This is a genomic window from Streptacidiphilus jeojiense (assembly GCF_000719095.1).
Lineage (GTDB): Bacteria > Actinomycetota > Actinomycetes > Streptomycetales > Streptomycetaceae > Streptacidiphilus > Streptacidiphilus jeojiensis.
Window position 1 is genome coordinate 266150 of sequence record NZ_JOEH01000008.1, and the last position, 12839, is coordinate 278988.

Annotated in this window: 11 protein-coding genes; 1 reads left to right on the top strand and 10 read right to left on the bottom strand. The window is 69.9% G+C overall.

Going from position 1 to position 12839, the window contains the following annotated elements; all coding sequences use genetic code 11:
• Nucleotide 1: 1 nt before the first annotated feature.
• The 5 genes from IF29_RS0112380 to IF29_RS0112400 all read right to left on the bottom strand — a co-directional run bounded on the left by IF29_RS0112380 (nucleotide 2) and on the right by IF29_RS0112400 (nucleotide 6670).
• Entirely contained in the window at nucleotides 2-919 is a 918-nt protein-coding gene (locus tag IF29_RS0112380) for an SDR family NAD(P)-dependent oxidoreductase (RefSeq protein WP_030253378.1), read from the bottom strand.
• On the bottom strand, nucleotides 912-2750 hold the full coding sequence (locus IF29_RS0112385) for a flavin-containing monooxygenase (protein ID WP_030253380.1): 1839 nt from the start codon (nucleotides 2748-2750) through the stop codon (nucleotides 912-914). Before IF29_RS0112385 ends, IF29_RS0112380 begins: the two co-directional genes overlap by 8 nt.
• Nucleotides 2751-2822: 72 nt before the next feature.
• The gene (locus tag IF29_RS0112390) at nucleotides 2823-4178 is read right to left on the bottom strand and encodes an aromatic ring-hydroxylating oxygenase subunit alpha (RefSeq protein ID WP_157623698.1); all 1356 of its coding nucleotides are present in this window, start codon (nucleotides 4176-4178) and stop codon (nucleotides 2823-2825) included.
• Nucleotides 4179-4198: 20 nt separating this feature from the next.
• A complete protein-coding gene (locus tag IF29_RS0112395; RefSeq protein WP_030253384.1) occupies nucleotides 4199-5044 on the bottom strand; it encodes an SDR family NAD(P)-dependent oxidoreductase in 846 nt (281 codons plus the stop codon).
• 9 nt (nucleotides 5045-5053) lie between these two features.
• The gene (locus IF29_RS0112400) at nucleotides 5054-6670 is read right to left on the bottom strand and encodes an SMP-30/gluconolactonase/LRE family protein (RefSeq protein WP_030253386.1); all 1617 of its coding nucleotides are present in this window, start codon (nucleotides 6668-6670) and stop codon (nucleotides 5054-5056) included.
• A gap of 157 nt (nucleotides 6671-6827) precedes the next feature.
• Between IF29_RS0112400 and IF29_RS0112405 the strand changes: the two genes are divergently transcribed.
• Nucleotides 6828-7211: a ClpX C4-type zinc finger protein gene (locus IF29_RS0112405; protein WP_037594962.1), complete on the top strand. Its 384-nt coding sequence runs from the start codon at nucleotides 6828-6830 to the stop codon at nucleotides 7209-7211.
• Between the two features lie 19 nt (nucleotides 7212-7230).
• Here the strand turns inward: IF29_RS0112405 and IF29_RS0112410 are convergent, their stop codons facing one another.
• Genes IF29_RS0112410 through IF29_RS0112430 form a run of 5 tightly spaced genes read right to left on the bottom strand, consistent with a single transcriptional unit; the run spans nucleotide 7231 to nucleotide 12813 of the window.
• On the bottom strand, nucleotides 7231-8118 hold the full coding sequence (locus IF29_RS0112410; RefSeq protein WP_030253390.1) for an alpha/beta hydrolase: 888 nt from the start codon (nucleotides 8116-8118) through the stop codon (nucleotides 7231-7233).
• Entirely contained in the window at nucleotides 8115-9791 is a 1677-nt protein-coding gene (locus tag IF29_RS0112415) for a thiolase C-terminal domain-containing protein (protein WP_030253392.1), read from the bottom strand. The genes IF29_RS0112410 and IF29_RS0112415 overlap by 4 nt, the downstream gene beginning before the upstream one ends.
• 13 nt (nucleotides 9792-9804) lie before the next feature.
• Nucleotides 9805-11157, bottom strand: coding sequence for a cytochrome P450 (locus IF29_RS0112420; RefSeq protein ID WP_198037422.1), 1353 nt, complete (start codon nucleotides 11155-11157; stop codon nucleotides 9805-9807).
• 14 nt (nucleotides 11158-11171) lie between these two features.
• Nucleotides 11172-11384, bottom strand: coding sequence for a ferredoxin (locus IF29_RS0112425; RefSeq protein WP_030253396.1), 213 nt, complete (start codon nucleotides 11382-11384; stop codon nucleotides 11172-11174).
• A 28-nt stretch (nucleotides 11385-11412) separates the two neighbouring features.
• Nucleotides 11413-12813 (bottom strand): ABC transporter substrate-binding protein, encoded by a 1401-nt coding sequence (locus IF29_RS0112430; RefSeq protein WP_030253398.1) that lies wholly within the window; start codon nucleotides 12811-12813, stop codon nucleotides 11413-11415.
• Between the last annotated feature and the right edge of the window lie 26 nt (nucleotides 12814-12839).

Sequence of the window (12839 nt, forward strand, 5' to 3'; positions counted from 1 at the left end):
GCTAGTTGCCGCCCTTCATTGCGATCGCGAAGCTGTTGCCGATGTGGTCGACGAAGCCCGAGGGGACGACCGGCAGGATCCAGGGGTCGGCGGTGTCACGGATGGCGGCGATCTGCTCAGCGACCTGGTCGATCGTCCAGGACGGCTGGTACACCCCGGCCGTCTCGGCCACGAAGGCCCTGGCCACCCGGCCGGCCATGGTCACCAGCAGTTCCCCGCTGATCGAGCAGGACTCGTGGGCCAGCCAGCCCACGGCCGGTGCCGTCAGTTCCGGGCCCATCGGCGGGTACGCCGAGGTGTCGATCCCCTCGGCCAGCCTGGTCAGCGCACCGGGGGCGATGACGTTGCTCCTCACCCCGTGCTCCGCCCCCTCCAGCGCGACCACATGGGACAGACCGATCACGCCCGCCTTGGCGGCGCTGTACCCGGCGACCTCGTGGTTGCCGTACAGTCCGCCGATCGACGAGGTCAGCACCACCCGGCCGTAACCCGCCTCGCACATCACCGGAAACGCCGGCCGGACCACGTGGAAGGCGCCCCGCAGATGGACGTCCAGGACCGCGTCGAAGTCCTCGTACGACATCTGTGCCAGCGGCGCCCGCCGGACGTTTCCGGCGTTGTGGATCAGGATGTCGATCCGGCCGTAGTTGTCGAGCGCCGACTGGACGATCGCCTGCCCGCCCTCGGCCGTCGCCACGGACTCGGTGCAGGCGACCGCTTCGCCCCCGGCTGCCTTGATCTCCCGGACCACCTCCTCGGCGGGACCGCTGTCGGCGCCCTTGCCGCTCAGGTCGAAGCCCGGGTCGTCGACGACGACCCGGGCCCCCTTGGAGGCGAGCAGCAGGGCGTAGGCGCGTCCCAGCCCCCGGCCGGCTCCGGTGACCACGGCCACCCGGTCGTCGAATCCCAGCTCAGGCATCGGGGGTCCCCTCCAGTACCAGGCCGGCCATCTCGCCCGAGTCGCGCCAGGCCTGCAACAGGTCCTCCAGGACGTAGAAGCCGGGCCAGTAGGGGTCGCCCAGGTGCGACCGGATCTGCTGCTCGCCCTCGTTGTTGTAGTAGCCGGGCGTGCACTCCCGCTGGAAGTTGGTGTTGTCGACCGCGCTCTCCCTGACGGTCGTGCACCACTGCTCCTGGGCCTCCGCGGTGGGCTCCACGGACGTGGCGCCGCGGGCCAGGGTCTCCTTGATGATGTAGGCGATGTGGTCGGCCTGCTGCTCGAACATCGCGGTGGTGCTCGCGGTCACGCCGCCCTGGATGTACCCGGTGTAGAACTGGTTGGGGAAGCCGTGGCTCATGGTTCCGTGCAGGGTGCGGTAGCCGTCGGCCCAGTGCTGGTAGAGCGAGAGGCCGTCGCGGCCGGTGTACGGCTGGATGCCGAGACGACGGTCCAGGTCGGTGGTGATCTCGAAGCCGCTGGCGAAGACGATGCAGTCGACCTCGTGCTCGACGCCGTCGGCGACGATGCCCTTCGCGGTGATGCGCTCCACGCCCTTGGTGCCCGAGACGTCGACGAGGGTGACATTGGAGCGGTTGAACGTCGGCAGGTACTGGTCGCTCATGCACGGCCGCTTGCAGAGGAAGCGGTAGTAGGGCTTGAGCGCCTCCGCCGTCGCGGGGTCGTCGACGATCTCGTCGATGCGGTCGCGCAGCCGCTGCATCGCGCGGTAGTCCTGAAGCTCCCTCAGTTCCATGAACGTCTCGGGGTCCGCCAGCGCGGCCCAGCCGTCGGTGGCGTCCAGGTGCGCGGCCAGGTTGCGGCTGACCTCGGTCCAGCCGTCGCAGACCAGGTCCGGCTGGCCCGGGCCGAAGGCCTCGAAGGCCGCGGTGTGGAAGTTGCGCTGGATCTCCTTCTGCCAGCCCGGCTTCAGGGTCTTGACCCACTCGGGATCGGTGGGCACGTCGCCGCGTTCGTCGATGTACGACGGCGTCCGCTGGAAGACGTAGAGGTGCTCGGCGGTGCGGGCGATGTGCGGAATGATCTGGACACCGCTGGCGCCCGTGCCGATGACGGCGATGCGCTTGCCGGCGAGCCGGTCCAGCCCACCGTTGATGTCGCCGCCGGTGTACTCGTAGTCCCAGCGCGCCGAGTGGAAGGTGTGCCCCTGGAAGTCCGTGATCCCGGGGATCCCGGGGAGCTTCGGGCGGTTGAACGGTCCCTGGCACATGATGACGAAGCGGGCCAGGATCTCGTCGCCGCGGTTGGTGCCGATCCGCCAGCGCCGGATCTCCTGGTCCCACTCCAGCGAGCGGATCAGGGTGCTGAAGACCGCGTTGTCGTAGAGGTCGAAGTGCTTGCCGATGCGCTGGCAGTACTCGAAGACCTCGTCCCCCATCGCGTACTTCTGCTTCGGGATGTAGCCGACCTCTTCGAGCAGCGGGAGGTAGCAGGTGCTGTCCACGTCGCACTGGATGCCGGGATAGCGGTTCCAGTACCAGGCGCCGCCGAAGTCGCCGGCCTGCTCGATGACCCTGAGGCTGGAGACACCGCTCTGCTTGACCCGGGCCGCAGCGAGCAGGCCCGAGAATCCGCCACCGAGGACGGCCACGTCGATCGACTCCGAGATCGGCGGGCGGGGCACCACCGGGGTGTACGGGTCGCTCTCGTAGTACTCCTCGAACTCGCCCTCGGCCACCAGGTACTGCTGCTGCCCCTCGGGGCGGATCCGCTTGTCCCGCTCGAACAGGTACTTCGTCCTGAGGGCCGCGTGGTCGATCTCGGGGGTCGGTGTCGGTACGCATTTCGGCATGCGGATTCCTCGGCTTGGGCTGTCGGTCCGTCAGGTGTCAGGTGTCAGGTGTCAGGTGTCAGGTGCCAGGCGTCAGGTGAGGTCGCGCGGTGCGCCGGTGCCCATGTACCTGGCCAGGTTGTGGTGCAGGTTCACGATGCTGCGCTCGCGGTAGGGGTTGGGTTTGGGGCCGGTGAAGCCGCGCGCCTTCATGCCCTTCTGGACCGCGGCCATGTTGGCGAAGTCCTGTGGCAGCACGGTGCGCCAGGCCGGGTCGCCCACCGGGGTGAACTCCCACTCCGTCTGCGGCTCCTGGCCCTCCGGGTACAGCTCGTAGACGGCTGCCTCGAAGATGCACTTGTTCGGGTCGTAGCCGTAGGGTCGGGCGCCGTAGCAGAGCATGTTGTTCAGGGCGTGGCCGATCTGGAAGTTGGGGAAGATCTGCCAGGCCGTACCGCTCACTCCGATGTCCTCGGGGGCGACGGTGGGCCAGACCACGCCGCGCGCCGCGTCGTCGCGGCGGGCCGAGTCCAGCCAGTGCCGCAGCACCTGGTCGGCCGGCGTTCCCTCGGGCAGTTCGTCGACCAGCCGGTTGGCCGCGTCCACCAGTGTCCGGGTGGTGTTGGTGTTGGCGTTCTCCCAGGTGAAGTTCTGCAGGTCGGCCGTGGACACCCGGGGGTCGCCGCCGGTGCCCAGGCGCAGCTTGGCCTGGTTCTCGTCCAGGCCCTTGGGGGCGTCGTAGCCGATGTTGCTGTGCTTGCCCTGGGCCCGGGACCAGCCGAGGAAGCTGCCGTAGGTCATGAACTCCGGGTGGGTCTGCTGGACGTGGTAGGTCTCCATGAAGGCCTCCAGGGCGGTCTTCCAGTTGCAGTCGAAGACCAGCCAGCGGCGCCAGCGGTAGCGCATGTTCTGCAGTTGGAACGGGTCGAGCAGGGTGGCCGCGGGTTCGAGGTAGTCGCGCAGTGGCTCGCACTCCGGGTCCAGGTTGATCCAGATCCATCCGCCCCAGGTGTCCAGCCTGACCTCGGCCAGCCGGGTGTTCTGCTCGGTCAGCCCGCACGGCCAGTCCTCCCCCAGGGCCACCCGGGTGCACTCGCCCTCCAGGTTGTACCGCCACCCGTGGAACCCGCAGACGAACATCCTGCGGCGGCCGCGGGCGTCCCTGGCGCCCGGCGGGGTGTCGACCAGCGGACGCCCCCGGTGCGAGCAGACGTTGTAGTAGGCGCGGATAGTGTCCGCCGAGGTGCGCACGACGATGATCGAGTCGTCGAGGATGTCGTAGCTGAGGTAGTCGCCCACCCTGGGGAGTTCCTCGACCCGGCCGACCTGTTGCCAGACTTTGCCCCACAACTTGTCACGCTCGGCCCGGGCGTACTCCTCGGAGATGTAGGCCTCGACGCCGATGGTGAGGGGCTCCGACAGCGGTTCTGTAGGTTCCTGAGTGCTCATCACATTCTCCAACTCGCGCGTCAGCGCGTTATGGCGGCGCGGAACGACTCGTCCTTGAGGAACAGGGAGGTGTTGTCGGCGGCCAGGTGGGTCCATTTGAGGTTGAGACCGCCGTCGACCAGCAGGGTCTGCCCGGTGATGTAGCTCGACAGCTCGGACAGCAGGAAGAGCACTGCTCCCGCCTGCTCCTCGGGGCGGCCCCGTCGCCCCATGGCGATGGCGCGGCGGTCGCGTTCGGCGTCCTGGTCGACGTAGGTGGCCGAGGCCGGGGTCTCGGTCACGCCCGGCGCGACGGCGTTCACCCGGATGCCGTCGCCGGCCAGTTCGACGGCCATGGTGCGGGTCGCCGCCACCAGCGCCGCCTTCGCCGTGCCGTAACCGATGTGCAGCGGCGCCGAGTTCATGCCGCTGATGGAGGAGATGGAGACGATCGACCCCGGACGGCGCTGCGACTTGAGCTGCGCGGCGACCGCCTGGCTCATGAAGAACATCGTCTCCAGGTTCTGGGTGAACAGCTCCCGCCAGTCCGCCCGGGTCACCCGGGTGGTGGGCATCCAGGTCGAGGGGGCGGCCCCGCCGGCCACGTTGACCAGCCCGTACAGGTCTCCCTCGGTCCGTGCGACCTGCTCCATCACGGTCGCGATGCCCTCGTCGGTGGAGGCGTCGGCGGCGACCGGCACGACCGGCAGGCCCTGCGCGGCCAGCGGTGCGACGTGCGTCTCCAGGTTCTCCTTGGAGCGGCTCACCCCGATCACGGTCGCCCCGGCGCGGGCGGCCATGGCGGCCACGGTGGTGCCGATGCCACCGCCGCCCGCACCCGACACGATGACGATGCGTCCGTCCAGACTGAGCAGGTCGTTGCTCATGACGATGCCTCAACTCTCCTGAAGCCGCAGCGCCATGACGCTGCCTTCGGCATCTGCGGAGAGGTAGAGGGTGCCGTCGGGGCCGGCGGCGATGCCGGAGAAGGGTCCCTGCGGTCCGGAGAACGGCGGCAGTCCGCGCAGTGGTTTGGGGGTCACCCCGGGCGGGGCGCCCACCGGAAGCTCTCGGGCGATGGTCTGCCGGGTCCTGGTCGCCAGATCGACACCGACCAGCGTCTTGGTGCCGGCGTCGACGATGTACAGCATTCCGTCCCGGACCAGGATCCCGTGGGGCTTCTCCAGGCCGTCCACCACCGTGTCGACCCCGGAGGCCCCGGAGCCGGCGACCGCGACGATCCTCCCGCCGCCCGCCTCCGAGACCAGGCAGGCGCCGTCGGGGGCGAAGGCCACCCCCAGCGGCTGGTTGAGACCGGTGGCCAGCACCTCGACCCGGCCGGAGCCGACGGACAGCACCCGTCCGGTGCCGAACTCCGCCGCCACCACGGCCCCGCCCGGGGCGACCGCCACGCCGTAGAGCTGGTCCAGGCCGTCGGCCAGTACCTCGCTCTCGTTGCTCGCCGGCCGGTAGCGGGAGACCTGTCCGCCGGAGGTGGTGACGATGAACTCGCCGCCGCCGACGGCGGTCACCCCGCGGACGAAGCCCGGGTAGCCGGGGGTGAACAGCATCCCCAGCGTCTGCAGCCCGCCCTGGCCGTCCGGGCGGAGCCGGTAGAAGTAGGTGCCGTCGGCGACGTAGAGGTTTCCGTCGTCGCCCACGGTCATGTCCAGCGGCCAGTTGAAGCCGCCCGGCAGGGTGGTCCTGGTCGCGCCCCCGCCGAGGATCTCGGTGATCTCCCCGGTGAAGTTGGAGACGAACAGCCGGCCGTCGACGAAGGTGCAGTTGTCCAGGCCGGGGGTCAGCGCCGCCAGCACGGTGCGGTCGCCGTTGCGGGGGTTGATCCGCAGCACCTGGCCGCTGGCCACCTGGGTGGAGACGATGAAGCCCTCGGCGTCGAACTTCACCGAGTCGGGGACGCCGAGGTCCCCGGCGACCCGCTCGGGCTCGCCGCCGTCCGGATGGATCCGCCAGATGTCGTTGGTCCCCATCACCGGGTAGTAGAGCATCCCGTCGGGGCCGACCTCCATGGCGTTGGGCATCGCCATGTTCTCCAGCAGGATGCGCGGCGCGCCGCCGTTGGGGTCCAGCTCCATCAGCCGCCCGCCGACCCGGCACTCGTTGATGAACAGCCGGTCCTGGTGCACGGTGATGCCGTTGGCGCTGGGCAGGTCGTCGCGCAGCAGCCGGGTGCGGCCGTCGGCGCCGCGCATGCTCACCCGGCCGTCCATGACCTCGGTGGCGTAGAGGTTGCCCCGCGAGTCGAAGGCCACGTCGTCGGGGGCGATGATCTCGCCGCCCTTGGCACTGATGGTCTCCAGCCTGCCGGTCACCACGTCCAGGGCGCTGATCTGACTGCCGGTCACCTGCGCGACGTAGATGCGCCCGTCGGGGCCGGTGCGCAGACCGTTGGCACCGAACAGCCGGCTGGGCGGGGTGAGCCGTTCCAGGCTCCATCCGTCGGCGAGGGTGATCGAGGTGCCACTGATGTATCGCGCGCCCTGCATCAACATGCCTCGGAGAATAATGTTCTGATCATTCAGAACACAATACTCATGCACGAAAACCTGATTCTCGCAGGGTTTACTTGTCAGGGTCAGCCTGACGCGCTACTTTCAAGGCCCGGGCGTCAGGGTGAGCCTGACGCACCTTCACGGATGGAGGCGGCCCATGTCGGCCAAGCTCTTCGGCGATCGGATGATCCACTGTTCCTTCTGCGCGAAGCCGGAGGCCGAGGTCAGCAAGGTGATCGCCGGCCCCGGTGTCTACATCTGCAACGAGTGCGTGCGCCTGTGCGACGACCTGCTGGCCCAGCCCGCCAAAGAGCCGGCCGAGCCCAGCGATCAGCCCGAGATTCCGATCGCCGACAGCATGACGGTCGAGGAGATCCTCGGCCTGCTCCCCCGGATCGCATCCGTCAGCGGCCAGGTCGACGCGAGTCTGCAGACCTGGGTCGACCGCCTGCGCGCCCGTGGGGTGTCCTGGACGAAGATCGGCGACGCGCTGGGGGTGGCCCGGCAGTCCGCCTGGGAGAAGTTCGCCGAGCAGGGCTGACGGCGTTCCTGACGCCGGGTCAGCAGAGCGTCCCGTTGTGGATGCACTCCTCGACGAACGACAGGATCTTCAGGTGGTACGCCAGGGCCGTCAGACCGATGCTCAGGTTGTGGCCGCCCTCCGCCTGCTCCTCGACCACCACCCGGGGGGAGGCGGTGAACAGGGCCGCGATGTCCGCCAGCGCCTCGGGGCCCGAGCGCCAGACCCGCTCGTACTCGCCGAGGGTGAAGTGCACCGGGATCCGCACCCGGGCCGCGACGTCCGGGAACTGCTGCGCCCAGTGCTCCGCCACATAGCCCTCGTACGGCGGACCGGCGGAGATGATGCGGGAGCCGCCGACGACCTCGTCCGGGTAGAGCCGCGCCGGCTCCCAGATCAGGTCGCGGACACCGCGACCGGACCTCCTCGGCCAGGACCGGTCCTGCTTCCAGCCCTCCATGATCTCCACCGCGCCCTCGTGGTGCCGGGTCCCGGTGCCGGACAGCTCCACGCCCAGCAGTTCCTTGCCGCGGTCGTCGGCGGCCACCCGGGCCGCCAGCTCGCAGCCGATCGAGTGCGCCAGCACGAACACCCCGGCCCCGCGCGGACGCCCGTCCAGCAGCCGGTCCAGCGCGGCGTACACCAGGTCGACCCTGCGGGCGGGATCGCCCATCTCGTCGCCGCGCTGGTAGGAACTGCCGTAGCCGGGCCGGTCCAGGGCGATCACGGTGAACCCGAGCGCCGCGGCGGTGCGCAGCAGCGACTGCCGCGGCCGGTCCGGGTAGTCGAAGTACCGCGAGGTCACCGCGCCGCCGTGCAGGGCGAGGATCACCGCCTGCGGCTGCGCCGCCTCCAGTTGCAGGGCGGACATGGGGATGCCGTCGACGTCGACGACGCGGTGCACCGGAGCTGACCCGCTGTCGGTCAACGGTCCGCCCTGAGCAGGATCACGCCGCTGGTGGCGAGGCCGCCGGTGCTGACGACGGCGACCTGCGCGCCGTCCACCTGCCTCGGACCGCCCTGCCCGCGCAGTTGGACCACCGCCTCCTCGAACAGCCCCAGGCCGTGGGTGCGCCCGTGCGAGAGCTGGCCGCCGTGGGTGTTCAGGGGCAGCACGCCGTCCCTGGCGATGTTCTTGCCGCCGTCCAGGAAGTCCTTGCCCTCGCCGATCCCGCAGAAGCCCAACGCCTCGATCCAGGACAGGCAGTTGAAGGTGAATCCGTCGTACAGCTCGGCCACGTCGACGTCGGAGGGGCGCAGTGAGGTGCGCGACCACAAGTGTGCGGCCTGGCCGAGCACCTGCGGTTCATGGGTCAGCGTGCTCTGGTCCCATTCGAGCCGCTCCAGGATCTGCGTTCCGACCGCCTCCACCAGCACCGGCGGCCTGGCCTGGTCCCGGGCCAGGTCCTGTGCGGCGTCGACGGCCGAGACGATCACGGCGACGGCCCCGTCGCAGGGCACGTCGCAGTCGTAGAGCCCGAACGGGGTGGTGACCGTCCGGGCCTGCAGGTAGTCGTCCATGGTCAGCGGGTCGCGGTAGACCGCCGTCGGGTTGAGCGCGGCGTTCGCCCGCTGGTTGAGCGCGATCCAGCCCAGCGTCTCGCGGGTGGTCCCGTACTGGTGGAAGTGCCGCTGGGCGTTCTGGGCCAGGGTGTGCGCGGCCGACACCGCGCCGAACGGCTTCAGCCAGCCGGCGTCCCCCGAGCCGGCGGCGCCGGGGTCCAGGCTGCCGCGGCGCAACAGTTCGCTGTAGCTGGCCTCCCAGACGGTCCGGAAGCACAGCACGTGCCGGGCCAGGCCGCCGGCGACCGCCAGCATCGCCGCGATCACCGAGCCGCCCGGACCGAAGGTCTCGCCGCCGCCGTTGTACCAGGTGGGCCGGATGCCCAGGGCGGACTCCAGGGCTGTCACGCCGCCTTCGGAGAAGCCGCCGAAGGCTCCGGCGCCCGGGTAGCTGGCCAGTCCGTCGATGTCGTCGATGGTCAGGCCGGCGTCCGCGATGGCGCGTTCGCAGGCGGTCACCGTCAGCGACAGCGGCGGGACCATCAGCCGGCGTCCGATCTCGGAGCTGCCGATGCCGCTGATGGCGACCTCGTCCTCGAACTTGTCCGGCGTGGCCATCGGGCGCACCCGGCTGCGGAACTGATCCGGCGCCACCTCGTCCGCCGGCAGCGGGACCGGCTCGCCCTGTTCGGCCGCAGGCCGGAACAGCGGCAGCCACACCCCGCCGTCCTGCTGGAAGACCACCTCCATCCGCATGCCCAGGTGGAGCTGCTCGGGGTCGCACTCGACGGCGTTGGTGGTCAGCCTGACCCGGGGGTCCTCCTCGATCGCGACCTGGGCCACGACATAGGGGGCCGGCATCCCGGGCGGGCTGAACCGGTGGTTGACGGTGAATCCGATCAGGGTCGCGAAACCGGAGACGGCGCGCACCCCGCTCTCGCGCCCCCGGCAGTACCGGCAGACCGGTTGCGGTGGATGGATCAGGGCGGCGCACGACCCGCACTCCTGGAACCGCAACCGGCCGTCCGCCCCGGACGTCCAGTAGAACCTGTTCGCCTCCGTCAGTTGAGGCAGTGGGCGTCCTGAGGCTTCCGACACGTCGTCTCCCGGATCAGTGGTCGATCTTCGCCACGGCCCTCCGGACCGTGACCGGCTCGGCGAGCCGCTGTTCGTCGCAGACCTTCTGGAGCGCGTCCAGGGTCTCGTCGAGCCCGGCCCCGAGCCTGGGGCCCGGGGTGAACGTCGCCGGGAGGTGCCGCATGCCCTGGATGACGCCGATGGTCTCGTAGTGCTCGGCGCCCTCCGGGTCGCAGACGAAGTCGGCCATCCGGTCCAGCACCTGGGTGACCATCCGCTTGAACACCATCCGCGCCACGTTGGAGCCGATGCAGCGGTGGATGCCGAGTCCGAAGCTGCTGTGCCGGTTGCCCTTGCGCTCCAGGTCGACCGTGTTGGGCTCCGGGAACACCGAGGGGTCCCGGTTGGCCATGGCCCAGGACAGCCAGAGCCGCTCGCCCTCCTTGAACCGCGTGCCGACGATCTCGCAGTCGGCGGAGAAGGTGCGTCCGTCACCGGGCGCGGGCGCGAAGTAGCGCAGGAACTCCTCGGTCGCGGAGTCCAGCAGGGCGCCCCGTTCCCGGCTCAGGCGTTCCCGCTGCCGCGGGTTCTCCGAGAGCCACTCCAGCGCGTGCGCGGTGAGCGCCGTGGTGGTGTCGAAGCCGCCGCCGATGAGCAGGGCCAGGACCCCGAGCAACTCGTCGTCGGGCGGGGTGCTGCCGTTGATGTCCGCCCGGACCAGCGCGTCCACCAGACCCGGCCGGGGGTTGGCCCGGATCTCCACGATCGAGGTGTACAGGTCGCGGCCCATCGCCCGCTGCATCTCGGTGATCCGGGCCTGGTCGGGCGAGTTCGGCGGGGTGTAGACCGAGGCGTGCGCCGGTTCGTTGTAGACGGTCCACTTCTTCAGCTGAATGCCCATCATGGCCATCGTCAGCACGGCCGGCACGATGTTGGCGAGGTCGTCGACGAAGTCGATCCGCCCTTCCTCGATCCGCTCGTCGATGCTGGCCCGCACCACCTCGTCCACCAGCGGGATCCAGCGGTTGACCGCGGCCGGCGACAGGTACGGGTTCAGCGTCTGGCGGTAGTAGCGCTGCTCGGGCGGGTCCATCTCCAGGAACCCGCCCCGGGAGGACTTCGCCCGGGGCGGCGCCGGAATGCTGATGCCCTCGTAGCCGCGCCGCTCGCCCTTGACGTCGTGGTCGTTCGACAGCACGTCGGCGGACCGGGCGATCTCGAAGACCTCGTGGTGGCCGCTGGCCACCCAGTGCCCGTCGTACGTCTCCGACCAGGCGATCGGACACTTGCCCTGCAGTTCCTGGGTGACCGCCTCGAACTGCTCGCGGTACTCGGGAGTGTGCCGGTCGAACCGGATCGGAGCCCGCTTGCGGTCGTCCCCGCTCATGGCCCCATCCCCGCTCATGACCTCGCCCCTGCCGTGCTCACGATGGCGATGGCCCGTTCCGGGCAGGACATGACCGCCTCGTTGACCTGGTCCTCCTGATCGGCCGGAACCTCCTCGTCGGCCACCGAGGCATGACCGTCGATCTCGCTGAGCTCGAAGACCTCCGGAGCGCGCATGGCACACAGGGTGTGCCCCTGGCAGCGATCCGGGTCGACCCGCACCTTCACGATGAATCTCCTCCTGCTTCGCAGCGACCTACTTCACGTCCGCCATCGTCTTGCCGACGTCCGCCAGGGTGAGGGGCTTGCCGTAGTTGCCGGTGAACTTGTACGCGACGCTGTCGCAGCGGTACGCGCCGGTGTTGGGCTTGAAGTCGGCCGGGACCCAGCCGGTCGCCGTCGCCTTCTCCGCGTTGAAGCACTTGGGGGGCTCGGTGGTGCTGCTCAGGTCGACCGGTGCCTGCAGTCCTCCGCCGGTCCAGGCGGTCTGCTTCATCGCGTTCTGGTAGACGCAGGTGCGGGTCAGCGTGGTGCAGTCGGACGCCGCGGTGGCGAACAGCAGCCAGGCCGAGAAGGCGCGCAGCGCGGGCAGGGTGAGCTGGGCCTTGGGGTCGTACTTGGCGTAGAGGTCGACGACCTGCTGGGTGGCCGGGTTGGACGAGGCCTTCTCCGGCGGGTAGACGCCGCTGATGTCCGCGTAGTTGTTCTGGGCGGACAGTGCCGCGGAGCCGGCCAGCGCGATGAAGGCGGGGCCGTAGGCGTTGTTGTTGGTGTCGATCCAGTCGAGCTTGTAGCCGATGTTGGTGAGCACCTGCTCCAGCTTGGCCAGGCTGGCGAAGTCGCCGTTGAAGACCAGGCCCTTGACCTTCTTGCTCTTCAGCGACTGGGCGTAGGGGGTCCAGTCGGACACCCCGGTGGCCGGGTACAGGTCCGAGTAGCTGAGCTTGCCGCCCAGCGCCGGGATCTGCTCGGCCAGCTGCGCGGCGATGACCTTGGTGATCGGCGAGTCGCCGGAGATCACACCGACCGCGTCGGCCGAGTCCGGGTACGCCTCCTTGATCAGCCAGGAGTAGAAGTCCGCGTAGGGCGCGTAGCCGACCGAGGCGCCGCCGGCGATCACCTGGAGGTCCGCCCCGGTGGACAGGATCTGGCCGGGCTGCGCCGGGAACTCGGGCAGCAGGCAGTTCAACCGGTTCTTGACGCCGAGGTCGTCCAGGGCGGCGCTGCCGCCGACGTCCGCGAAGTCCGACTGGCAGGACGCCAGCACCTGCTGCGCGTCCGCGAAGTAGGCGGCGTCCCGGGTTACCGGCACGATCTTGCGTCCGTTGATGCCGCCGGCCGCGTTGCACCAGGCGGCGAACACCTTGGCCGCGTCCACGAGTTCGGGGTTCTTGGTGAAGCCCATGTCGGTGAAGACACCGAGCTTGATCTCGGCCGCGGTGACCCCCTGCGAGGTCGAACTCGCGGGCGTGCCGGGCTTGCAGACGTTCTTCAGAGTGCCGAAGTCCGCCTGGGAGGCGGCGGCCGCGGACGAGGCGGTCCCGGCGGATGCGGTGGCGGTGTTGCCGGCTGTGGTGTTGTTCGAGCGGGAGGCACAGCCGGCCATCGCCAGCGTGGTCACGACCACACCGACGGACAGGCATCTCAGGCGTCTCATACGGCTGCTCATGCGGACACTCCTAG